Source organism: Frankia sp. Cppng1_Ct_nod (assembly GCF_920656135.1).
Lineage (GTDB): Bacteria > Actinomycetota > Actinomycetes > Frankiales > Frankiaceae > Protofrankia > Protofrankia meridionalis.
In genome coordinates, this window is the sequence record NZ_CAKKTK010000053.1 from 9,922 (window position 1) to 32,928 (window position 23,007).

General features: G+C 67.4%; 21 protein-coding genes. 7 read left to right on the forward strand and 14 right to left on the reverse strand.

The window, feature by feature from the left end; genetic code table 11:
- Positions 1–347: 347 nt before the first annotated feature.
- From NBW77_RS15125 to NBW77_RS15140, 4 genes are read left to right on the forward strand one after another with little or no spacing between them, the layout of a single operon-like run.
- The gene (locus NBW77_RS15125; RefSeq protein WP_250279904.1) at positions 348–4,073 is read left to right on the forward strand and encodes a sensor histidine kinase; all 3,726 of its coding nucleotides are present in this window, start codon (positions 348–350) and stop codon (positions 4,071–4,073) included.
- Positions 4,070–4,492, forward strand: coding sequence for a roadblock/LC7 domain-containing protein (locus tag NBW77_RS15130; protein WP_131748414.1), 423 nt, complete (start codon positions 4,070–4,072; stop codon positions 4,490–4,492). Before NBW77_RS15125 ends, NBW77_RS15130 begins: the two co-directional genes overlap by 4 nt.
- Before the next feature lie 25 nt (positions 4,493–4,517).
- Positions 4,518–4,877, forward strand: coding sequence for a DUF742 domain-containing protein (locus tag NBW77_RS15135; RefSeq protein ID WP_131748415.1), 360 nt, complete (start codon positions 4,518–4,520; stop codon positions 4,875–4,877).
- Positions 4,858–5,454: a GTP-binding protein gene (locus tag NBW77_RS15140; RefSeq protein ID WP_131748417.1), complete on the forward strand. Its 597-nt coding sequence runs from the start codon at positions 4,858–4,860 to the stop codon at positions 5,452–5,454. Before NBW77_RS15135 ends, NBW77_RS15140 begins: the two co-directional genes overlap by 20 nt.
- Before the next feature lie 92 nt (positions 5,455–5,546).
- Here the strand turns inward: NBW77_RS15140 and NBW77_RS15145 are convergent, their stop codons facing one another.
- The gene (locus tag NBW77_RS15145) at positions 5,547–6,866 is read right to left on the reverse strand and encodes an ABC transporter substrate-binding protein (protein ID WP_284346936.1); all 1,320 of its coding nucleotides are present in this window, start codon (positions 6,864–6,866) and stop codon (positions 5,547–5,549) included.
- Positions 6,867–7,107: 241 nt separating this feature from the next.
- On the reverse strand, positions 7,108–8,721 hold the full coding sequence (locus tag NBW77_RS15150; protein WP_131748421.1) for a hypothetical protein: 1,614 nt from the start codon (positions 8,719–8,721) through the stop codon (positions 7,108–7,110).
- A gap of 558 nt (positions 8,722–9,279) precedes the next feature.
- On the opposite strand from NBW77_RS15150, the gene NBW77_RS15155 reads away from it, so the two are divergent.
- Positions 9,280–9,516, forward strand: a complete 237-nt coding sequence (locus tag NBW77_RS15155; RefSeq protein WP_131748425.1) for a hypothetical protein — start codon at positions 9,280–9,282, stop codon at positions 9,514–9,516.
- Positions 9,517–9,973: 457 nt separating this feature from the next.
- Here the strand turns inward: NBW77_RS15155 and NBW77_RS15160 are convergent, their stop codons facing one another.
- From NBW77_RS15160 to guaB, 3 genes are all read right to left on the reverse strand, one after another.
- On the reverse strand, positions 9,974–11,182 hold the full coding sequence (locus NBW77_RS15160) for a hypothetical protein (RefSeq protein WP_131748427.1): 1,209 nt from the start codon (positions 11,180–11,182) through the stop codon (positions 9,974–9,976).
- Positions 11,183–11,424: 242 nt separating this feature from the next.
- Entirely contained in the window at positions 11,425–12,543 is a 1,119-nt protein-coding gene (locus NBW77_RS15165; protein WP_131748429.1) for a GuaB3 family IMP dehydrogenase-related protein, read from the reverse strand.
- Positions 12,544–12,597: 54 nt separating this feature from the next.
- Positions 12,598–14,148: an IMP dehydrogenase gene (gene guaB, locus NBW77_RS15170; RefSeq protein WP_131748431.1), complete on the reverse strand. Its 1,551-nt coding sequence runs from the start codon at positions 14,146–14,148 to the stop codon at positions 12,598–12,600.
- Positions 14,149–14,531: 383 nt separating this feature from the next.
- Here guaB and NBW77_RS15175 point away from each other — a divergent pair, with 383 nt between their 5' ends.
- On the forward strand, positions 14,532–14,948 hold the full coding sequence (locus tag NBW77_RS15175) for a DUF5319 domain-containing protein (RefSeq protein ID WP_131748433.1): 417 nt from the start codon (positions 14,532–14,534) through the stop codon (positions 14,946–14,948).
- Here NBW77_RS15175 and NBW77_RS22850 read toward each other — a convergent pair.
- Positions 14,928–15,536 (reverse strand): MerR family transcriptional regulator, encoded by a 609-nt coding sequence (locus tag NBW77_RS22850; protein WP_502799490.1) that lies wholly within the window; start codon positions 15,534–15,536, stop codon positions 14,928–14,930. The genes NBW77_RS15175 and NBW77_RS22850 overlap by 21 nt on opposite strands.
- 153 nt (positions 15,537–15,689) lie before the next feature.
- On the opposite strand from NBW77_RS22850, the gene NBW77_RS15180 reads away from it, so the two are divergent.
- Positions 15,690–16,022: a WhiB family transcriptional regulator gene (locus NBW77_RS15180; RefSeq protein ID WP_131748435.1), complete on the forward strand. Its 333-nt coding sequence runs from the start codon at positions 15,690–15,692 to the stop codon at positions 16,020–16,022.
- A gap of 196 nt (positions 16,023–16,218) precedes the next feature.
- Here NBW77_RS15180 and groL read toward each other — a convergent pair whose 3' ends face one another.
- The 8 genes from groL to tsaE all read right to left on the reverse strand — a co-directional run bounded on the left by groL (position 16,219) and on the right by tsaE (position 23,002).
- Positions 16,219–17,856, reverse strand: coding sequence for a chaperonin GroEL (groL, locus tag NBW77_RS15185; RefSeq protein ID WP_131748437.1), 1,638 nt, complete (start codon positions 17,854–17,856; stop codon positions 16,219–16,221).
- 181 nt (positions 17,857–18,037) lie between these two features.
- On the reverse strand, positions 18,038–18,343 hold the full coding sequence (groES, locus tag NBW77_RS15190; protein ID WP_009740479.1) for a co-chaperone GroES: 306 nt from the start codon (positions 18,341–18,343) through the stop codon (positions 18,038–18,040).
- Positions 18,344–18,734: 391 nt separating this feature from the next.
- Positions 18,735–19,685 carry a UDP-glucuronic acid decarboxylase family protein gene (locus tag NBW77_RS15195; RefSeq protein ID WP_131748439.1) on the reverse strand — a complete coding sequence of 317 codons (951 nt, stop codon included), beginning with the start codon at positions 19,683–19,685 and terminating at the stop codon, positions 18,735–18,737.
- Complete coding sequence (locus tag NBW77_RS15200) at positions 19,682–19,999, reverse strand: hypothetical protein (protein WP_207387166.1); 318 nt, start codon at positions 19,997–19,999, stop codon at positions 19,682–19,684. The genes NBW77_RS15195 and NBW77_RS15200 overlap by 4 nt, the downstream gene beginning before the upstream one ends.
- A 102-nt stretch (positions 20,000–20,101) precedes the next feature.
- Positions 20,102–21,151 carry a tRNA (adenosine(37)-N6)-threonylcarbamoyltransferase complex transferase subunit TsaD gene (gene tsaD, locus NBW77_RS15205; protein WP_131748441.1) on the reverse strand — a complete coding sequence of 350 codons (1,050 nt, stop codon included), beginning with the start codon at positions 21,149–21,151 and terminating at the stop codon, positions 20,102–20,104.
- Entirely contained in the window at positions 21,148–21,714 is a 567-nt protein-coding gene (gene rimI / locus NBW77_RS15210) for a ribosomal protein S18-alanine N-acetyltransferase (protein ID WP_349817023.1), read from the reverse strand. The genes tsaD and rimI overlap by 4 nt, the downstream gene beginning before the upstream one ends.
- Positions 21,711–22,445 (reverse strand): tRNA (adenosine(37)-N6)-threonylcarbamoyltransferase complex dimerization subunit type 1 TsaB, encoded by a 735-nt coding sequence (gene tsaB / locus NBW77_RS15215; protein WP_131748443.1) that lies wholly within the window; start codon positions 22,443–22,445, stop codon positions 21,711–21,713. Before tsaB ends, rimI begins: the two co-directional genes overlap by 4 nt.
- An 89-nt stretch (positions 22,446–22,534) precedes the next feature.
- Positions 22,535–23,002, reverse strand: coding sequence for a tRNA (adenosine(37)-N6)-threonylcarbamoyltransferase complex ATPase subunit type 1 TsaE (tsaE, locus tag NBW77_RS15220; protein WP_250279907.1), 468 nt, complete (start codon positions 23,000–23,002; stop codon positions 22,535–22,537).
- Between the last annotated feature and the right edge of the window lie 5 nt (positions 23,003–23,007).

The following is a 23,007-nucleotide window of genomic DNA, read 5'->3' on the forward strand; positions in this document are numbered from 1 at the left end:
CTTCGGGGTAGCGGTGTTCACCGAGCCAGCCTACGGAGCGCGGGCGACATCCCGACAGGTCGGGCAACGTTCTGCCAGCCGAGGAACAACTACCACGCACCACCCTGACCGATTGTGACGATCAGGCATTTCAGGGTGCCGAAACCATGCCTCCATCGCCCGCAACCGCGTTCTTGAGAACGAACCGACCCGAGCGGGGCGCAAGCAGACAACTAGCCTAGGGTAGGCGTCTTTCGGGGCACCTGTCCGTACCGCTAAGGTGCCTGTCGAGGGACATCCGGGCCCGATACCGAGCCATCCCGGTTCGACATGTTCCGAGAGGCCGGCGGAGAGGTTGCGAAGGTTACGTGCGCAGACAACCGATAGCCAGCACGGGCATCGACGCTCCTGCGGCACCGCAAGTGACGGCGAAGGAGTCCGCTGACGGCGGGCATCGTGTCGACATGCCCGCTATTGCGTCACCGGCCCCAGCCGGCGTCCAACGCATAGTGGCGATCGTGGGCACGCCGTCGAACTGGCGGGTCCGAACCAAACTGATCGCGATTCTCGCCGTGCCGATGATCGCTATCCTGGTCAACGCCGGGCTGGGAGCCAATACGGTTCTAACCAGCACACGGGACGTCAACCGGGTACGCGACATGATTCAGATCAGTCGGAGCGCGGCTACGCTCGTGTACGAACTGGAGCGGGAACGTACCTATACGATTGGCTATGTCGCGGACACCAGGCCACAACGCTCCCTCGACCCGGTCAAGGCGGCGCAGACCCGGGTCGACCAGGCTGCCGCGGACTACGAGAAGGCTCTCAGGGGCCGCCAGGACGCCTTCTCGGTCCAGACCCGCACCGCAATCGCGTCGGCGACGGACCGACTGTCCCACCGGGCGAACGTCCGCACGGCAGTGCTGACGATGACGTCACCGGACTCCGTCCAGGTGGCCTATACATCCATGATTGACAGTCTTGTCGGTCTCGTTGCGCTCATCCCGCAGGGCAATGACGACGCCGTACTCACCGCGGGCGTGGATGCCACCGACGCGATTGTCCGCTCAGGGGAACTGCTCGCCACCCAACAGTCACTGATCTACGGGGTTCTGCAACAGCAGCAGGTTCAGACGGGACGTTTCGACAGCGGCGAGTACCGCTCGTTCGTCGGCTTGGGCACCGGGCGGGAGAGCCAGATTTCCCGCTTCGAGAGCACGGCGACCCCCACCCAGGCCACCCTGTACCGGGCAACGGTCAGTGGTCAGGACGTATCAGAGGCCAGCAACGACACTCAGATCGTGCTGACGGGAAAGATCGGTCAGGCTCTTGACCTCGACTCCCAAAAGTGGCTGCAGTCGACCCAGGTCACCATGGACCTCAATCGCAAAATCCTGTCCTCCCTCTTTGGTGACGTCGACAACCGCGTCCAGACACTTCGCTCGAAAATCCAACGCACGGCGCTGCTGTCCGGACTGCTCATCGTGTTCATCCTCACGACCGCCCTGCTCGCGGCGATGGTCGTCGCCCGGTCCCTGGTACGTCCCCTGCTCGGACTGCGCGCGGCAGCACTGGACATCGCCGGCCACCGCCTTCCCGAGGCGGTCCGGCGACTGCGTGACTCGACCGACCAGAACATCGACAGCGACATCGAACCGGTCGGCATCAACACCCAGGAGGAGATCGGTGAAGTCGCCCGTGCCTTCGACGAGGTCCACCGGGAAGCCGTCCGTCTCGCCTCCGAGCAGGCCGTGCTGCGTAACAACGTCAACGCGATGTTCGTCAACCTGTCCCGACGAAGCCAGGGCCTGGTCGAACGCCAGCTGCGACTGATCGACGACCTGGAGAACCGGGAGCAGGACCCCGACCAGCTCTCCAACCTGTTCAAGCTCGACCACCTCGCCACCCGTATGCGCCGGAACAACGAAAGCCTGTTGGTTCTGGCCGGCACCGACACCGCCCGTCGATGGACGCACCCCGTCCCTCTCAACGAGGTCGTGCTCGCCGCCATCTCCGAGGTCGAGCAGTACACAAGGGTCAAGCAGACGGTCGCCGCGTCGGTCTCGATCGCCGGACACGCCGTCAGCGACGTCGTGCACCTCATCGCCGAGCTGCTGGAGAACGCCACATCGTTCTCCCCTCCGGCAACGGATGTGCAGGTCACCAGCCACTCGCTCGGGCCTGGCGCGGGCGCCATGATCGAAATCGAGGACCGCGGGATCGGGATGCCGGCCAAGGATCTCGAGCGCATCAACGAACGTCTGGCCAACCCGCCGGTCGTCGACGTGTCGGTGTCCCGGACGATGGGTCTGTTCGCAGTCGGTCGCCTCGCCACCCGCCACGGCATCCGGGTTCAGCTTCGGGAGTCGACATCCGGCGGCATCACCGCCGTCGTCCGGCTGCCGGCCAAGGTCGTCACCGGTGATCCGTCGTCGGCCACACCACCGCGCGCCCAGGTAACGGTCGGCGGCGGACGCCCCGCAACCTCCAACCGGCCGGCTCTGGAGCACAGCTCGTCCGCTCCCGGGTCCAACGGCAGTCCCATGTCCAACGGCAGTCCGCTCGGCTACGCCAACGGCATGTCCAACGGCATGTCCAACGGCAGTCCGCTCGGCTACGCCAACGGCATACCGAACGGCATGTCCAACGGCAGTCCCATGTCCAACGGCAGTCCGCTCGGCTACGCCAACGGCATACCGAACGGCATGTCCAACGGCAGCGGACCTCTTCCAACCGAGGGACGAAGGGTCACCGAGCCGCCGCCTCTGACGGCACCTGGCGTCAACGGGGCCAACGGGGCCAACGGGGCCAACGGGGCCAACGGTGATTACGGACACCGCTCCCCGGCGGAAGCCATGCCCACCGGCCAGGCCTTCACGTCGCCTGAACGCGACAAAATCACCGCAGGATCCGGTGACATCGGGTTTGAAAGACCTGCGGTCGGTGACGACCTCGACGCGGATACCGGTGCACAGGACCTGTCCGCGGTACGCCGGATGGATGTCGAACCATCCCTTGCGGACAGGCCGCCGGCCACCAGCAACTATGAGATTCCCCGCGGACCGGGTATGACGAGTTACTTCGCTCCGTCTGACCCCGGCCCCTCGGTCACAGGCGTTACGACACCCGGGAACGGAGGCACGCCGGACTTCACCCGATCGGTGAATCCGACCACCGGTCCTGAAACAGTCCGGGGGGGGGAGATTCCCGTCTCGGGCACGCGTCCCGGAGGCCAGTACCGCGGCACACCACCGGATACGACCTACGGATCCGAGTTCGGGCCGGACCTTCTCTCGGGTCCGCTGGACGATCCGTCCTTCGCCCTCGCGAACGACGTGGAGGAACAACAAGGGCCGGACCGGGAAACCGAGGACGCCGACACCACCCCGATCTTCGATTCCGTCTCCGCCTGGTTCCAGCGACGCTCCCCTGCACCCGCATTGCCGACGCGCCGCTCCACACCGCCGCCTTCCCCTGTTCGACGTCCGGCTCCCACCGTCAATCGGGGGCCGTCCATCGGGCGCGGTGACTCGCGACCGTCGGAGACGCTCGGTCGGCTCAGCGGACGCGGCGGCATCAGCATGGGCGGCGAAACCACACGTCCAGGTTCACCGTTCCCGGCCCCGGGCCGGGTTTCAAACCCGGCAGCGAGCAGCGGACCGAACGCAGCGCCGCCCGAATCCCCGATCCGCGCAGATATCAACATGGGCATCCCCCCGGTCGCTCCAGTGGAACAGCCACGAGCGACCCCGATGGTCACCAGTCCCGTGGACGCGCAGCCGGCTTCCCCGCTCGCCGAACCTCCGTCATGGTCCTCTGCCGGGGATGCCGGCTGGCAGGCGGCTGAGGCCGCCCGCGAACCCGCCGGAGGCGGAACGACTCGGGCGGGTCTGCCGATGCGGGTTCCCATGACCCATCTCGTCCCCGGCAGCGCCGAATCCGGACCACGGCGCCGTCCCCCGGAGACACCCACCCGGTCTCCCGAAGCAGTCGGTGGCCGGCTCGCCAGCTTCTATCAAGGTGTTCGGCAAGGTCGCGATGCCACCAAGGACGCCGCGCCCACCTTTCGTCGGGACGCCCAGGAGGACATGTGACGCCCATGAGCTCAGACGCACAGAACCTCAACTGGTTGATCAATAATTTTGTCGAGAGGGTACCGGGTGTCGCGCACACCGTGGTGGTCTCGGCGGATGGTCTGTTGCTGGCTGTGTCGGACGGCTTCCCCCGAGACCGGGCAGACCAGTTGTCGGCCGTTGCCTCCGGTCTGGTAAGCCTTACCCAGGGTGCCGCCCGCGTCTTCGAGGCGGGCAACGTGACCCAGACCGTCGTCGAGATGGAGCATGGTTTCCTGTTCATCATGGCGATCAGCGACGGAGCGAGTATGGCGGTTCTCGCCGCACCGTCCTGCGACATCGGGCTGGTGGGATATGAGATGGCACTGCTGGTAACCCGGGCCATGGACGTCTTGACCCCGGCGCTACGGGCCGAGCTGCAGGGAATCCTTCCGCGGTGAGCCGGCGGGAACACAGGGGGTCAGGGTGAGCATCGATCCCGAAAATGCCCCTGGGCCGGTCGTCCGCCCCTATGCGATGACGGGCGGCCGGACGCGCTCACGGTACGAACTTGCCATCGAGGCACTTGTCTTCACGACACCCCTCGGTGAAGAGCGGGCAATCGAACTTGCCCTGGAGCAACAGACAATTGCCGCCATGTGCCGGCATGTGCGATCGATCGCGGAGATCGCCGCCGGCCTGCGGGTCCCCCTCGGAGTCGCAAGGGTGTTGGTAGGCGACATGGCGGACGAAGGTTATGTCCGAGTGCACCAGCAACCGGATCGCGACGAGGCGCCGGATCTCGCGCTGCTCGAAAGGGTTCTCAGTGGCCTTCGAAAGCTCTGACCGCAGACGGGTCAACTCCTCCGTCGCCACAACATCGGTCAAGATCGTCGTCGCCGGTGGTTTCGGTGCCGGTAAGACGACCTTCGTGGGGTCGGTGTCTGAGATCGTGCCCCTGCGCACCGAGGCCGTGATGACCGAAGCCGGGGCGCACATTGATGACCTGAGCCACGTCAGCGACAAGAAGACAACCACGGTCGCAATGGACTTCGGTCGAGTCTCCCTGGACGAGGATCTGATCCTCTACCTGTTCGGTACGCCGGGCCAGTACCGATTCTGGTTCATGTGGGACGACATCGTGCGGGGCGCGATCGGTGCCATCGTGCTGGCCGACACCCGGCGCCTCGCGGACTGTTTCGCCGCAGTCGACTACTTCGAGCAACGACAGCTGCCCTTCGTCGTCGGCGTGAACTGTTTCGACGGAATCCTCAGACATTCCATCGAAGACGTCCGGGAAGCCCTGCAGATCAGCCAGGGCGTTCCGATCATCACCTGCGACGCACGGAACCGCGACTCCACGAAGAGCGCATTGATCTCGGTGGTCGAGCACACCATGTCACGGGCGGTCGCGCGAGCCTGACGCCCATTGGCCGAGGCGGTGCACCCATGGCCCGAGGGGACGTCACATGACGTCCCCTCGGGCCATGGGGCGGACCCTCGGGAGCAACCCGCTCAGACGTACGGTCGCAGTACATCCTGCTGCGCGGCGATGTTGTCGTTACTCACGTCGGTGTTGACGATCTTCAGGTCGTAGCCCTTGTCCGACCTGCGCCACTGCCCCCCGACCAGAGGCGTCTTGGCGACGTTCTTGGGGATGTTGGACAGCCCACCGAAGGCCAGTGGCCCGACGATCGTATTGATCCGCAGCTTGCCTATGGCCGCGGCCAACGCCTTCCGGTCACCGACCGCGTCAACCTGGCCCAACGCCGCGGCTGCCACCTCATAGAGGGCGTGCACGAACCCGAGGGTCTGCACCCAGGGCTTCCCGGTCTTCGCCGTGAAGTCGTTCGCGAGGGCCTCCGGGGTCGCTCCCGTCAGCGAGCTACGGAAACGGTGGTAGGGCGACCACCAGACCTCGGTGCTGAGATTGTCGGCACTCGTCCCAAGATCCAGTACTGACTGCGGGAAAAGCAGTGCCTTCGCAACCGTTACGATCTTCGGCTTGAACTCCTGCCTTCCCGCCTCCCGCCAGAAGGCGGCGAAGTCCACCGGGGACAGGACACCTGTCAGCACGTCAACGCCCTTGTTCTTGAACAGGGCGACCTGAGCGCTGAAGTCGGTGGTACCGGCAGGGAAAGAGCTCGGGGCGACAACCGTGTATCCGGCCGAGGCCATGGCCGGCGGAAATCCGGTGGTCTGATTGGCGAACGCACGGCCGTCGGAGTCGTCCGGCCACAGCACACCGACCTTCTTGTTGGTCCCGAGCTGGCCCCACATTCCCTTGTAGACCTGGATCACGTCTTCGATGCCCCAGAAGAAGTGATATGTCCACGAGAACGGGCGGGTCGCGTCACCGCCGCGCCCCAGGAACCACGATTGCCAGGGCGCCGTCGTGGAGATACACGGCACCTCGTTCGCCTCGCACTGGTCCGAGACCGGGTTGATGGTGTCCGGCGTGGAGGCCACAAGAACAAGGTCCACTCGATCTATGAAGATCAGGTCGCTCGCCGCCTGAGCCGCTCGGTTCTGGTCGGACTGGCTGTCCCGGACGATGATGTCCACTGGGTAGGTACGGGAGCCTACGGTCAGCCCACGCCGAAAGAACGCCTGCATCGCCTCGGTTACGTACTTATCGGCAGCACCGAACGCGGCAAGCGACCCGGTCTGCGGGCTCACATAGCCGATCCGAATGGATCGGGTCGTGTTCGCCCCACCGCCGCTCCCTCCGCACGCGGCAAGCGGTACGGCGGCAGCGGTCATGCCGGCCAGGCTCAACAACTTACGGCGGTCCAGGGAACGTCTGGCGGAACCATCCGGACGGGCTGAGAACACCCCGCGCGGACCGGTTTCGCCGGAACCGTCAGCGGCGGCACCTGGAGCGCCCGACAGCTGGCTGCCAGTTCCCTGGTCAGCGCCTCTCACACGGTCAGATTGGAGCATGGTTCCCGATCCTGCCGCACTCGGGTTGAAACCTGGGCACTGGGTCCTGGTCAACAGGCGCCCACGAGATCCAGAAGAGAGATCCAGCTTCCAGGAGATTTTTTGTGACCACAGGGCTGCGGTCACACCGTAGCTAGTTGATCGCACACCAGCGATTCGACCCGTCTTCAAACATCAGGCTTCCGGCATCCTTGCCGGCATCGCCCTGTCGCACACGGTTGAAGAACAACGCCTTGACGTCCTTGAGCGGACCGCCAGTGAACTGAACGTCCGCGAACATCTCGGCATCGGTACTCAGGCTGTTCTTGGCGATGGTGTAGGTGCCCTGTTGGCCGTTCCACGCGTAGACACCCCGCCCAGCCGGGACGACAAGCTTGTCCGCCACCGGGGCCAGCGGTTTGAGGTCCGAACTGCCACTCTGATAACAGCGGTAGGTACCATCGACCAGTGCCTGACCCGCGGCGGCATCGGGGTTACTCGTCGTCGAGGTCTGCGAGCCCGAAGGTCGCACGACGGGTGTTGCCGAGTTCCGCGACGTGCCGGAACCGCTGCTTTTTCCTGCAAACAGGATGTACAGGCCAACCGCTACGACCGACACCAACGCCGCAACGACCAGCGGGCCGACCCATCCGCGCCGATAGCGCGCGAGGAACCCCGAGGCACCCTCGTCGTCGTCCTCAACCTCATCAAGATCGTCGATGAGATCGGCGTCAAGGTCGATGTCGGCAGCGGTGCCGGGCCGGTCGTCCGGACGGCTTGCACCCCGTGGCACAGCCACCTGCGTCCGAGGCCCGGTCGAGGTTTTCGGCCGGGCCTCGGACGCTGCCCGCCCCGTGGCCGACGTCGGATCCACAGCGGAAGGATTACGGGAGGAGGACACCCGCGGCGGAGCCGTACCCTCTCGACCCGGCCTTTTACGAACGGTGGTGGACGGCCGCCAGCCGCCGTCATCGTCGTCGTCATCATCGTCATCCGGGTCGGTCTCCGACTCCGGCTCCACCTTGGGTAACGCCGCTGTCATCTCCGCTGACGCCCACTCCTCCTGGGCCGACAGCGGCGGCGCGATCTGGTCCAAGGGGTCGCCGCCCCGCGGCTGGGTCCACGGCTGGGCGATGTCGGGCTGGTACCCGCCCGGGCGGGTGCGGGGCTGCGCCGCCTGGATGGAGCCGAAAGCCCCGTCAGCGGACGGTTCTGTCCCGGCACCGGGCGAAGGATGGGGCAGACCGGCGAAGCCCGCCTCATCCGGAGCCTGACGGGAAATACCGGCACGGTCGAGTTCGGGCGCTCCGACTCCGAACGCGACCGCCTGCGCCGTGGAGGATGCGGGCGCAGGTGTCCACGCAGGCGCCGGCGCAGGTACCGGCGGAGATATCGGCGGATCAGCTACAGGAGCTGTCGGACCTCGGCGGGCCGGCGGAAGAACAGCGGTCCGGCCGCCGGCATCCGTGCGCCCGGCGGATGCCGACGCGGGCGGGTCGAATAGCGGTCGTCCGCGGTCGTCCGCGGTGGGCCGACGAGGACCGGGCCGTGGGGCGGCGTAACCGGGATATCCACCTGGGGGGTAGCCGACCAGAGGCTGACCACCGGTGTCGGCGACAGTGCCCGCGGGCAGCGCGATGTCCCGGTTCGCGAACGTGGCATTCGGCCCGGCGGAGGGCGCACGTCCACCGTCGTGGAACGCTGCCGCGCCGGTTGGACCACCGTTCAGGTAGCTGGGGAGGCCACGGGACCCGCCGGGACCGACCACGTCCTGCTGCCGAGGCCCTGCTTCGGAACTGCCGCGCGGCGAAGCCGGATGGACCGACGTGGAACCAGCCACCCAGTAGCCGTTCGTCGAATGCTCACCGCCACGGCCGGTCGGCCCGCCACCGGACCGGGGTGGACCGCTGTTCCCGTTTCCGCTGTTCCCGTTTCCGCTGTTCCCGTTTCCGCTGTTCCCGTTTCCGCTGTTCCCGTGACCGGCCGGCCCATGGGGTGACGGGGAAGTGGCAGGCCCCGCGAAACCACGGGGGGATGGCGCGCCGGGTGTCGGACGGGCCGATGCCGTCCGTGGGCCTCCTGCCGAGCCGGCCTGCGGTCTACCCGCGTCGGTGTCCGGCAGGTGATATCCAGACTGACCACCGATCGGAAAGGCTGCGGGCGTATTACTACTTGGAGGAGTAATACGGTAGCCATCGGTGAGACCTACGCCATCCGGGTATCCCGGGCCGAAGCCGCGGGGGACGCCGGCCTGCCGGCCGTCCCCCGCGGCTTCCCGCCTACCTGCACCGCCCCCGTCGGGGCCTCCGTACGCGGGCTGCCGGGGATGACCGCTACCGCGATCAGCACCACCGCCCGGCAGATCCCAACGACCACTGTCACGGTCGCCTGCCATCCCTGCCGCGGGGTCACCCGGGCTCGGCGAGCCACCGGCCCGCGGGTCGTGGCGGACGGCCCGCGAGTCGTGGCGGACAGGCTGCGGGTCGTGGCGGACGGGCTGCGGGTCGTGGTGGACAGGCTGCGGCGAGTAGGCGGGGACAGCGGATCGGCCACGAGTGGATGAGACGTCAAACGGATCGGCCGCGGCAGGAGCCGGGCGCATGAACGCGCCCGAATCGGACCGATCGCTGCCGTCCCAGGCCCGCTGCCGGTTCGACGTGCCCGTCGCGTCCCAGGAGTCGGTCCGATTCGGGGCAGGATGATTCGGGGCAGGATGATTCGGGGCGGGATGATGCGAGGCGGGATGAGGTCGGTCGTCCGCTTCCCCCACACGCTCAACCGCGAAGAAATCGTCCGCATGTCGACCCGGTGAAACGGAATGCTCAGCCGGAGCGGTCACCGGACCACCGGCTGGGATCCGCGGACGCCACGTTCCGGCGACATCGTCCCAAACCCACGCGCCATCGTCGCTCAACGAGCGTCCGAAGTCGTCGGTGGGCATCTCACGCCCTCCATGTGAATGGTGCACATGCCCACGTAGCGTGAAGAAAGTTGATCAAAAGAGCACACACCGCCATTCATCATTCGGCGCTCACGCACTGATCGGAGATCTCGCGCACGACTCTGGTCGACTCGGGCGAACCGACGTCCTTACTGAAGGCCATGTATTCGGCTTGCGTGTAGTCGGCTTCGAGCTTCTCGAGCGTGCACGTACAGTAGTCGCGCAATCCACCGCTAACCTGCATACATTCATCCAAATAGGCGGTGCGTACCTGCTGTTCGTACCGGGCCGACTTTGCTTGGGCGCCTGCAGTCACGTTGGGCGATGAACCGGCCGCGGCGCCCGTGCCACCTCCACCGGTAGCCAGAAAGACGCCGAGACCGAGCAGGAGCATTGCCACCGCCGCCGCACCGACCAGCACGGATCGCGGCAGCGCGGCAAGCGACCGGCCCCGCACCGCCCTTCGAATTCCGTCGACCGGCCTGCCGCGATCTTTCTTGGCGGAGCCGGTTCGCGACGCAGGCGGATCCGCCGGACGCCGGCGGCCCTGCATCCGCGCACCGGACAAGGCGCGCATCCGGGGGCTCGACTCCTCTGCACCCGCATCAGTGGCGGATTCCTGCCCGTACCGATGCGATCCAGATCCGGCGGCACCATCCTCACCGGACCGCGCAGGGAACCGGGGGATCACCTCATCCCCGGGGCCCCGAAGCCGACCAGCGTCACCACCGGCGCCATCGCGGCCGGCAACGGCGAATCCGGCGCTGTCGACACCGCCCACGGCGATGTCGCCAAAGGTCCTTTCCGTGCCCCACTCCGTGGCCTGTCCAGGAACCGGGGCGGTCTGCTCGAAACCAGGGGCCGCAGGCCAGGAGGAATCGAGGGGCGCGAGGGCGGCCGGATCGGTCCAGGCGACACCGGTCCGACCATCGTCGTTCACCGGCGTCCACCGGTCGTCCTCGCCGTACCCGCCCGGCGAAGCGGCGTCGGCACCTGGCCAGGAAACCCCCTGTACGCCGGTGTGTACCGGTTGCGACCAGGTCATGCCGGCGACCGGCGAGTCGTCCGAGACCCGCCACCCCGATGTGTCCTGCGGGAAGGACTCCACCGTGAACTCCCCGGCGGCACCGGTATAGACGCTCCCCGTGCCGGTGCCGGTGCCGGCCCCGGAGGCCGCCGATCCGGTGGCATGCGTCACTGGCGCCGACGGCTGCCACGTCTGGGCCGCCTCATCCCAGACGTAGGCACCATCGTCACTGACCCAGCGACCGTGCTCGTCGATGCGCATGTGTCGTCCTTCGGACTGAAACAGACGACTCCAGGGTCCCATGCCACCGGACGGCGGCTTCACCCCGGCATCCGAGGCGCATCCGAAACAACCATTTTGTCCGTAATGGTAGATATTGCTCGGGCTGTCGGCGCCGGTCATCGGATCGACGCCGACAGGGCCACCTCACTGCAACGGACGAGCCGGTGGAACGATGGATGTGGAACGAGGATGTGGGATGTCGGGGCGGCAGGACGCCCCCGTCAGTAGGACGTCGAGGTGACCAGCACCTCGGCCTTCTGCAGCTCCTTGACCGTCGCGTAACCAGTTGTCGCCATAGCGGTCCGCAGCGCACCAGCAAGATCCAAGGTGCCGGGGTTGACCGACGCGGGGCCCAGCAGGATCTCCCGCAACGTTCCGGCCACCGGAACACGTTCCCAGGCCCCACGTGGCAACCGGGAGTGGAGAACATCCATGGACCAGTAGCCACCCCGGCCGGGCGCCTCGGCCGCGGCAGCCAGCGGCGCGTCCAGCATCACCGCGTCCGCGCCGCACGCAATGGCCTTCGCGATGTCACCGCCCGTCCGCATACCCCCGTGGGCGATCACATGGACGTACCGCCCGCCCGACTCGTCCAGATAACGCATGCGTGCTCCAGCAGCGTCCGCGATGGCGGTCGCCATCGGGACGCCGACTCCCAGCACCGCCCGGGTCGTGTCCGCACCGCCGGGGCCGACACCGACGATCACGCCTGCGGCACCGGTGCGCATCAGGTGCAGGGCCGTCGAGAACGACGCGCATCCACCCACCAGGACAGGTACGTCAAGCTCGCCGATGAACCGCTTGAGGTTCAGCGGTTCGGTCACCCGCGCCTGGTGCTCGGCCGAAACCGCCGTAGCATGGATGACGATCAGGTCGATCCCGGCCTCGAGCAGGAACGGGCACAGCGTCTTGACCTTCTGGGGACGCAGCGCGGCGGCTGTGACAACCCCGGCTTCCCGGACCTCCGTCAGCCTCTTGACGAGCAGATCCGGTCGGATCGGCGCGGCATAGAGCTCGAGCAGACGACGGGAGGCCTCCTCGCCGTCCAGGGTGGAGATCTCCTCCAGCAGCGGCTCCGGCTCCTCGTGCCGGCTCCACATGCCCTCGACGTGGAGCACTCCGAGACCGCCGAGCCCCCCGACCGCGATAGCGGTCGCGGGTGAGGTCACGGCGTCCGCGGGCGTGGTCACAACCGGAAGGTCGAAACGGTACGCGTCGATCTCCCAGGCGAGCGAGACGTCCCCGGGGTCACGCGTCCGCCGCGACGGCACGATGCCCACCGCGTCCAGGCCGAATCCGACCCGTCCGCTCTTGCCGATACCGATCTCGACCTCAACCACCGTGTCCTCTAACCACCGCTGTCTCCTCCAGCATCTTCCAGCCCGAAAGACGCGTCACCGGGAGTTGTAGTTCGGTGCCTCGACGGTCATCTGGATGTCGTGCGGGTGGCTCTCCTTCAGCCCCGCCGCGGTGATGCGCACGAGCCTGCTGTCTCGCTGCAGGGCGCCGATCGTCGCCGAACCGGTGTACCCCATGGCCGCGCGCAGGCCACCGACCAGCTGGTGGGCAACCGCAGCCAACGGTCCCCGGTACGGGACCTGTCCTTCGACGCCCTGCGGGACGAGTTTGTCGTCGGAGAGAACATCGTCCTGGAAATAACGGTCCTTCGAATAGGACTGGGTCGAGCCGCGGCTACGCATCGCGCCCAACGAACCCATCCCGCGGTACGCCTTGTACTGCTTGCCGTTGATGAAGATCAGCTCACCGGGACTCTCGTCGACGCCCGCGAGCAGACTACCCAGCATCACCGTATCGGCGCCGACGGCAATTGCCTTGGCGATGTCGCCGGAGTACTGCATCCCGCCATCGCCCACCACCGGGACGCCGGCCTCCCGCGCGACCTGCGCACACTCGTAGATCGCAGTGACCTGTGGGACCCCGACCCCGGCCACCACCCGAGTTGTGCAGATCGAGCCCGGGCCCACCCCGACCTTGATGGCATCGGCGCCGGCATCGACCAACGCGCGCGCGCCCTGCGCGGTCGCGACATTTCCCGCGATCACGTCGAGAGGGCTGCCGTCCAGCCTGACCGGCAGATCGGCCTTGATGCGCCGCACCATGTCCAGCACAGCCCGGGAGTGGCCGTGCGCGGTATCCACGACAAGAAAGTCGACAGCCGTACTCACAAGCGTCTGCGCCCGTTTGTAGGCGTCCTCCCCCACCCCGATGGCGGCGCCGACCACGAGGCGTCCGCCCGCGTCCTTCGTTGCCCGCGGATACTGCTCACGCTTGGTGAAATCCTTGACGGTGATCAACCCGCGTAGGCGACCCTGATCGTCCACCAGGGGAAGTTTCTCAATCTTGTGCTGGCGCAGCAGCACAAGCGCGTCGTCCGCCGACACCCCCACCGGTGCCGTGACAAGTGGCATCGGTGTCATCACAGCACGCACCAGGCGGGAATAGTCTCGCTCGAACCGGATATCGCGGTTGGTCACGATGCCCACCAACCGGCCATCCGGTTCGGTCACCGGAACCCCGGAAATGCGGTAACGGGCCATGAGCTCGTTGGCGTCTTCGATGGTCGCATCCGCGCCGCACGTGATGGGGGTCGTGATCATCCCCGACTCGGAACGCTTCACCATGTCGACCTGCTGCGCCTGGTCGTCAATGGAAAGGTTCCGATGGAGCACACCTACGCCACCCTGCCGAGCCATCGCGATCGCCATCCGCGACTCGGTCACGGTGTCCATCGCCGAGGACAGCAACGGGACGGCCAGTCGGATGTGCCGGGACAACCACGTGGACGTGTCGGCATCCGCCGGCATGACGTTCGATTCCGCCGGTAGCAACAGCACGTCGTCGAAGGTCAGCCCCAGCGTGGCCAGTTTCGCCGGCAACACGGGTCCCTGCTCGGACCCGACCGGCCGGACAACGGGACTGTTCATGGCACCTTCCGTTCGCAGTCGTCACCCGCCGCACCGGCCGGGTCCGCGCCTTGGCGCGGGCCCTGTCTCTGCCCGCAACGCCCCCGCTCAGGGCACGGTTGCACCGTCGGCTCCAGCATTTCGGCTGCCGGGACGCACGGCCTGGCACCGGCACAGACTCCTGGACCCGTATTCTAGTGCGATCATTCCGCCTCGCGCGCCAGCGGAGGCCCCACCCGACCCGCTCCGACCCAGAACTCGTGACACCAGGTGATAACTCTTATACATTCCGTTATCACACGTACTCGAAACGGTCCAGCGAGTACGGGAAACACGCAATAGGAGCACACGTCGGTGCCTGGAGTCGCCGATCGGGACCACTAAGGGGCCCAGTCCGGCGTAGCGTGGTCGGTGTGAGCGACGAGCCTCTCGACCCCTTCGCGGGCGACCCCGAGGATCCGACGGCAGAGCTCGCGCGCCTCGACCCGGTTGAGGACACCGACCTGCTGGAACCTCTGTCGCCGCACGAGCGTGAGGAGGTCCTCGCCGAACTCGGTGACCTCGACGTCTTTCGGACCCTGCTGGAGCCCCGCGGCTTTCGCGGTCTGGTCGTCGACTGCGAAGGATGCGCGGAACCGCACTTCTTCGACTGGGACCTGCTGACCGGCAACCTTCGCCACCTGCTCGACGAGGGACGCACGCGGGTGCACGAGCCCGCATACGCCCCGGATCCGTCGTCCTACGTCAGCTGGGAGTACGCCCGCGGCTACGCCGACGGTGTCTACGAGACAAGCGAAGCATCAGAGGCCGACACCCGCTAGCCCCGCATAGCGGCTTCGCCGCGATGCGGGGACCCCGAGCTCCGGGGCAGGCCACCGACCAGAGCTGTCCGATCGCCTCCGGCGACCGAACAAAGAAAAAGATCCACCCATAACGCCCAGCTTCGCCGCGATGCGGGGACCCCGAGCTCCGGGGCAGGCCACCGACCAGAGCTGTCCGATCGCCTCCGGCGACCGAACAAAGAAAAAGATCCACCCATAACGCCCAACTTCGCCGCGATGCGGGGACCCCGAGCTCCGGGGCAGGCCACCGACCAGAGCTGTCCGATCGCCTCCGGCGACCGAACAAAAAAAAGATCCACCCATAACACCCAACCCCGCCGCGATGCGGGCCGCTTCGGCGGGCGCGATCCCGTCCTGCGTGAGCCGGCATATGAACTCCAGCCGGGCCAGGTCGTGTGGGCCGTACCTGCGGCGGGTACCGGACAACATGGTCGGCCGGACCGAGCCCGTACCAGCGGCTCCATGTGCGCAGGGTCGCGGGCGCGATTTCGAGCCGCCGGGCAACCGCGGCGACGGTGTACCGCGGGTGCGCTCCGCCGGGTCCGGGGAGGGGGTCACAACGCTCATGGTGGCTCTCGACGACCGTACCTACAACTTGGCGACGAACCTGCTCCGAACGACTGTGCGCCGAGTGATTCGCTATGTTGATCAACGTATGGCGCGGCACTACGGTGTAGCTGCGGCGCCAGCCGCCCATGGTTGAGAGGGGGGCTCAGGCCGATGACCGACGTCCGACGACTTCCAGGCCCCGGTGCAGAGAAGTGGGAATGGCAGCTTCATGGCGCCTGCCGGGGAGAGAGCACGGAGCTCTTCTTCCACCCGGAAGGCGAACGAGGGCCGGCACGAGCGGCCCGCGAAGCTGCCGCGAAAGCCGTCTGTGCACGGTGTCCCGTGATCCAGGCATGTGCCGAACACGCGCTACACGCTCGGGAGCCCTACGGCGTGTGGGGCGGACTGAGCGAGTCCGAACGAGAAAGCATCCTGACCGGCCGAAACCGGCGTGGGGCGACCCGGAACAGTCCGGCCAGGCCCGGCCTTGCGCCGGCGTGCTGAGGCTGGGCGCCCCATGCTCGTCGCGATCGCCGCCGGGGCATCTCACGGTGACATGTACGGACAAGCCCACCGCGCCCACCGGGTCACCCGCGATGTGTGACCCGGCCGCCCGGCGACATCCGCAGTGGACATGAAAGAGGTCCGGCCGGACGTGAAGACGTCCGGCCGAACCTTGAGGCGCACGATGCCGACCGATTCAGAACCCCGGTCCATGCGAGTGGTTATGACCATGGCCGTGGCCGGCGCCGGCGGCGGCGGCCTTCTGCGGCTTCTCCGCAACCAGACTTTCGGTCGTGATCAGCAGAGCGGCGATGGACGCGGCGTTCGCCACGGCGGACCGGGTCACCTTGACCGGATCCACCACACCGTCGGCGATCAGATCGGTGAACTCACCGCTGACCGCGTTGAAACCACTTCCGACCGGCTGTTCCTTGACCCGGGCCAGGATCACAGCGCCTTCGAGTCCGGCGTTACGAGCGATCCAGGTCAGCGGAGCGTCAAGTGCGTCGCGAACGATCCGCACCCCTGCCAGCTCGTCCCCGGTACGCCCGAGACCGCCGTCGAGTACCGCGCCGGCGTGCACCAGAGCCGCCCCGCCGCCCGCGACGATGCCTTCCTCCACCGCGGCACGCGTGGCGGAGACAGCGTCCTCCAGACGGTGCTTCTTCTCCTTCAGCTCGACCTCGGTGGCCGCGCCGACCCGGATGACGGCGACACCGCCGGCGAGCTTGGCGACCCGTTCCTGCAGCTTCTCACGGTCCCAGTCCGAGTCACTGGCCTCGATCTCGCCACGGAGCTGACGTACCCGGTCGGCGACAGCCGTCGGGTCCCCGGCTCCATCGATGAGGGTCGCGCTGTCCTTGTCGACGACGACACGACGCGTCCGACCGAGATCGCCAAGCCCGACCGAGTCAAGCTTGAGACCGACCTCGGGCGCGACGACCTGCCCCCCGGTGAGGACCGCGATGTCCTGCAGCATCGCCTTACGACGATCGCCGAAGCCCGGAGCCTTGACCGCGACGACCTGGAAGGTCTTGCGGATCGCGTTGACGACGAGGGTCGACAACGCCTCGCCCTCAACGTCCTCGGCAATGATCAACAGTGGCTTGTTCGCCTCCACCACCTTCTCAAGCAGCGGCAGGAGGTCGCTCAGCGCGGCGATCTTTCCCGGATACAGCAGCACGTAGGCGTCGGTGAGGACGGCCTCCATGCGCTCCGGGTCGGTCACGAAGTACGGGGAGATGTAACCCTTGTCGAACTGCATGCCCTCGGTGAGCTCGAGCTCCAGACCAAGGGTCTGGCTCTCCTCGACAGTGATCACACCATCCTTGCCGATCCTGTCCATCGCCTCGGCGATCAGCTCGCCGACCTTCACGTCCTGGGCCGAGATGGCCGCGACATGGGCGATGATGTCTTTCGAGTCCACCTCGATAGCCTGCTCAAGCAGGGCCTTCGACACCGCCTCGACAGCGGCCTCGATCCCGATCTTGAGTGAGACCGGCGGTGAGCCGGCAACGACCTGGCGCAGGCCGCTGCGCACCATCGCCTGAGCGAGCACTGTCGCGGTGGTGGTGCCGTCACCGGCGACGTCATTGGTCTTGGTGGCAACTTCCTTGACGAGCTGGGCACCCAGGTTCTCATTGGGATTGTCCAGCTCGACCTCGCGCGCGATCGTCACCCCGTCATTGGTGATCGTCGGCGCTCCGTAGGACTTGTCTATGACGACGTTGCGACCGCGCGGGCCGAGCGTCACCTTCACCGTGTCCGCGAGGGCGTTGACACCATGCTCGAGCGCATGGCGGGCGTCCTCGCCGAACGACAGAATCTTTGGCATACGTGGTCCTCCCGAACCGGCTCAGGGCGTGCCCCTGGAGTCCCTTCGGACCTCCGGGGGCGCGAGAGGAGCTGAGATCGCGCGCCCTTCGGCCCTAATTGCGATCGGGCGTGTTTCGCCGATCCGGACGAATACCGTCCAGAGCGGCGAAACACGCCCTTGGATCCTGCCGGAGACAGACCTACTTCTCGATGATCGCCAGCACGTCGCGGGCGGAGAGAACCAGGTACTCCTCACCGGAGTACTTGACCTCGGTGCCGCCGTACTTGCTGTAGAGGACGACGTCGCCGACCTTGACGTCGAGCGGAACCCGCTTGCCGTCCTCGAAGCGGCCCGGCCCCACAGCGAGGACAGTGCCCTCCTGCGGCTTCTCCTTGGCCGTATCCGGGATCACAATGCCGGACGCTGTCGTCTGCTCGGCATCTGACGGCTGTACGACAATACGATCTTCAAGTGGCTTGATTGCAACCTTGGTGGCGGTCGTCACGATCGACCTCCCCCTTCCTGCGCTGGATGAGAGAGCGACCCTGGCGGCCTGCAGTCGCGGGTGAACAGGCGCCTGTTGTCGCTGGCACTCTCGCGTGCCGAGTGCCAACTTAGCACCCGTCTCAGCCACGTCAACCAACACGGTCAGAACTGTCAAGGGCAACTGGGACGGCGATCGTCAGCCACCCTGCCGATCCGGGCCGGACACAGCCGGTCCGGGTCGGTCCGGGTCGGTCCGGACCGGACCGGCAGAATCGGTCCGGACCGACCCGGGCAGCCGGTCGGGAGCAGGAGCCACCCGTCGGAAGTCCCGGGCGGACTACGCGGGCACCGCGGACTACGCGGGCACCGCGACGTCAGCCGCGACGTCAGCCACGACGTCAGCCACGACGTCAGCCACGGCAGATGACATCGGGGTGCTCCCGAAACCAGGAAACGGTGCGGTCGATGCCGGTTCGCAGAGCGACGACGGGTTCCCAGCCGAGGACCTCACGGGCCAGAGATATGTCGGGCTGCCGGATGGTCGGATCGTCGGCCGGCCGGGGGATGAACGAAATCACCGACTCGCTCTTGGCAACCTCACGCACCAGCTCCGCAAGCTCAAGAATGGACAGTTCGTCGGGATTACCGATGTTCATCGGCCCGGAATGACCGGAAATCGTCATCCGGAAAATTCCCTCGACCAGGTCATCGACATAGATGATCGAGCGGGTCTGGCTACCGTCACCCGCGACCGTTATCGGTTCGCCCCGCAGCGCCTGGGTCGCGAAGGCGGGGATCGCGCGGCCGTCGTTCGGACGCATCCGCGGTCCGTGGGTGTTGAAGATCCGGACGATTCCGGTATCGATTCCGTGGCTTCGGCGATATGCCATGGTGAGCGCCTCACCGAACCGCTTGGCCTCGTCGTACACCCCCCGCGGCCCCACCGGGTTGACATGGCCCCAGTAATTCTCGGGCTGCGGGTGCACCTGCGGGTCCCCGTAGACCTCCGATGTCGACGCCAGCACGAAACGCGCACCCTTCTCCTTGGCCAGGCCAAGCGCGTGCAGCGTGCCGATCGAGCCGACCTTCAAGGTCTGGATCGGTAGGTTCAGATAGTCGATAGGGCTCGCCGGCGAGGCGAAGTGCAGCACGTAGTCGACCTGACCAGCCACATGCACATAGTCGGTGACATCGCAGCGGACCAGACGGAAACGCTCACGTTCCGTCAGGTGGGCGACGTTTTCCGCGGTCCCGGTGAGGAGATTGTCCAAGCAGACGACCTCATGGCCTTCGTCAAGCAGGCGTTCGCACAGATGCGACCCGAGAAAGCCAGCGCCTCCAGTGACAACGCTTCTCTTCATCCGGCCCTCTCCTGATCATCGGCATTCGATCCGCCTTCGGATACGCGCTCAAAATCCCATGCCTGCGGCGGACGCGCGACCAGGCCAGGTGGAACCCGGTCGAGGACGGACCTCACGGTGTCACCCGCCGGTCGCGTGGCCGACCCGTCCGCCACCGGCACGTGCACGAGGACGACCACGACGTCCCGACCATCGCCGACGCCACGGTAGATCTCCGCCACACGACCCGTTACGGCCCGCCCCACCCAGGCAACGAGATCGTCAAGACGCCCGGCGGCCGCGCGAGCCTCCCACATGAGCGTCGCATCGGCCACGTCCCCATCTTCGGCGGTCCGGCGCCGATGTGGCGGCTGCACGACGCGCCATCCGTCACACCGTCACGGATCATCCCGACGGCGGCGCTGCCGGAGGCAGAGCTAGAGCGAGAGCGCCGAGGATGCCGGGATCTCCAGCGGGGACGGCACGACTCCGGCCGCGACCTGCAGGGAGCCGAGTGCGGCGACCATGGCGCCGTTGTCCGTGCACAGACCGGGACGAGGCACCCGCAAGGTGATGCCCGCGGCCTCGCACCGCGTCGCCGCAAGCGCTCGCAGCCTGCTGTTCGCCGCCACCCCTCCGCCGATCACCAGGGTGTCCACCCCGTGGGCCCGGCAGGCCGCGACCGACTTCGCCGTCAGTACGTCCACGACCGCCTCCTGAAACGAGGCGGCGACATCGGCCGTGGGTACCGGCTCCCCTGCCCGGTGCCGCGCCTCCACCCAGCGGGCCACCGCGGTCTTCAGTCCGCTGAAGGAGAAGTCGAAGGTGCCGTCCGTCGCCTTGGCCCGTGGGAACGCGATCGTCGGGCTTCCGTCCCGGGCGGCCCGGTCGATGGGCGGGCCTCCCGGGAACGGCATGCCGAGCAGCCGGGCGACCTTGTCGTATGCCTCACCCGCGGCATCGTCGACCGTCGCCCCGAGCGGAACCACGTCCGAGGTGGCGAGGTCCGGGACCAGCAGCAGCGATGAATGCCCTCCGGAGACCAGCAGCGCCATCGACGGTCCCGGCAATGGTCCGTGCTCCAGGGTGTCGACCGCGATGTGCGCAGCCAGATGATGTACGCCGTACAGGGGAACGCCGAGTGCGAGCGCATACGCCTTTGCCGCGGCCACACCAACCATCAACGCCCCGGCAAGACCCGGGCCGACCGTGACCGCGACCGCGTCCACGTCTCGGTGCCGCAGCCCCACCTGGGACAGCGCCCGCTCGACGGTCGGCACCATCGCCTCCACATGTGCCCGGGCTGCGATCTCCGGAATGACCCCGCCGTAGCGGGCGTGTTCGTCCACGGACGACGCGAGCGTGTCCGCAAGCAGAACACCGTCTCGGACCAGTCCCACCCCGGTTTCGTCGCAGGAGGTCTCGATGCCCAGCACCAGCGGCGCGGACCCGGCGCGGACCCGGCACGCCCCGACACCGGCAGTCACCGCGACACCGCGAGTTCGACCGCGTCCAGCATCTCGCCGTAGTCGCCGGTGTGGATCCGGGGAGCCGACATCACGTAGGCGTCAGCTCCGGACGGCTGGTAGTAGGCCTTGCGCACCCCGAGATCGACAAAACCCAGCCGGTGGTAGAGGGATCGGGCCGCGCTGTTGTCGGTGCGTACCTCCAGCTCGCAACGGTGTGCGCCGCACGTCCGGGCATGACGCAGCAGCGCAACCAGCAGCCGGGTGCCGACGCCTCCGCCGCGGACGTCCGTGGCGACGCCGAGGGTCTGCACATAGGACTCATCCCCGTAGGTGGCCAGCCCCCCGTAGCCGACGATCCGGCCGCCGCGCACGGCGGCCAGGTAGTGCCGCGTAGAGCCCTGCGCGAGTTCTGACCAGAACAGCTCGGCCGTCCAGGCGTCCACGGCGAAGATGTCTCGCTCCAACACGACAACATCGTCGACATGCCACCAGCGCAGCGGGACCAGCCTCACCTGCTCCCGCCCTGGGCCAGCCGAATCGTCGGCCATCGACACTTTCATGATCGTCTTCTGGCCGGTCACACCGCCACCGCTTTCGGCAGGTGCGGTTCGGCCGCGTCCGGCCGGCGCAGGTACAGCGGGACCAGTGGTGCCGGCGGCCTGCCCGCCAGGGCGTCCGAGCCGGCCAGGCGGGCAAGGGTGACCGGGTCGAGATACCCGGAGTCGATCGGTCCGGCTCCGGTTCCTGGACTGGAGCCGGTAAGGCCGGCGAACACGTCCGGGTACAGGACGACTCCCGGGCCGACCACCTGAGCGACAGACATCTCGCGTAGTTCATCGACCACGGCCTGCGGTCGGCCCACGAACGGTCCGGCGACACGCTCGCCCTCCGCGTAGACCGCCCAGTACACCTCTCGGCGCCGGGCATCGGTCACCACCGCAACCCGGCCGGAGGTGTCGGCGCCGACACCGTCCAGCGAACAGACGCCGTAGGCCGGCCTACCGAGAGCGTCCGCAAACGCGCCGGCGGTGACCACTCCGACCCGCAGACTCGTGAACGGCCCGGGGCCGAGGCCGACCACCACAGCATCAAGATCGGCGGGGCGTGTCGTGGCCTCATCGAGAACGTCACGGACCAGCGGCACCAGCAGCTCGGCATGCCGACGCGGATCGATGACCCGGCGCGACGCCCTGCTCATCGTCCTCACGGCACCCGTGCCGGTAGCCGTACCAGCGGCTGGTTGCTCCCAGTCGACGTCCACAAGCGCAACCGAACAGGCAGGTGTCGCCGTGTCAATAGCGATGAGGAGCACGTTCGACAGCCTAGCGGGCCCGCACATACAAGATCACTACCTGGATGTGTCCCGGGCCCGGAACTCCCGTCGGACCACGCGATTATGGATCAACGATCGGTGCGGCCGGACGGATCCTCGGCTTCGCCCGCCCGCAACGACAGCAGACGGGCGGGCCAGTCCCCGTCACTGCCCACCATGCTGACGACGCGGGTCCCCCCGGCGTCGGCATGGTCCGGGTCAGGTCCCCGTCCGGTCTCCGGCGGACGCTCGATCTCCACCAGCAGATGCGTGCTGGCCAGCCCCTCGACCAGCCCTACGCCCCACTCGACAACCGTCACCGACCCCTCGACGTCGGCATCGAGGTCGAGGTCCTCGACCTCGACGACACCACCGAGACGGTAGGCGTCGACATGTACGAGGGGGACCCGCCCGCCCGGGTGCACCCGGGCGATCACGAAGGTCGGGGAGGTGACCGCCCCGGTGACGCCCAGTCCAGCGGCGATGCCCTGGACCAGGACGGTCTTACCGGCGCCGAGCGGCCCGGCAAGGACCACGAGGTCCCCGGCACGCAGCACACCGG

Bases quoted from the DNA above. Each gene is read 5' to 3' on its own strand.
- NBW77_RS15155 (WP_131748425.1), top strand. From the start codon at position 9,280: ATGACCGCTACCGCGATCAGCACCACCGCCCGGCAGATCCCAACGACC.
- NBW77_RS15160 (WP_131748427.1), bottom strand. From the start codon at position 11,182: ATGCGCATCGACGAGCACGGTCGCTGGGTCAGTGACGATGGTGCCTAC.
- guaB (WP_131748431.1), bottom strand. From the start codon at position 14,148: ATGAACAGTCCCGTTGTCCGGCCGGTCGGGTCCGAGCAGGGACCCGTG.
- NBW77_RS22850 (WP_502799490.1), bottom strand. From the start codon at position 15,536: ATGAGCGTTGTGACCCCCTCCCCGGACCCGGCGGAGCGCACCCGCGGT.
- NBW77_RS15180 (WP_131748435.1), top strand. From the start codon at position 15,690: ATGACCGACGTCCGACGACTTCCAGGCCCCGGTGCAGAGAAGTGGGAA.
- groL (WP_131748437.1), bottom strand. From the start codon at position 17,856: ATGCCAAAGATTCTGTCGTTCGGCGAGGACGCCCGCCATGCGCTCGAG.
- NBW77_RS15195 (WP_131748439.1), bottom strand. From the start codon at position 19,685: ATGAAGAGAAGCGTTGTCACTGGAGGCGCTGGCTTTCTCGGGTCGCAT.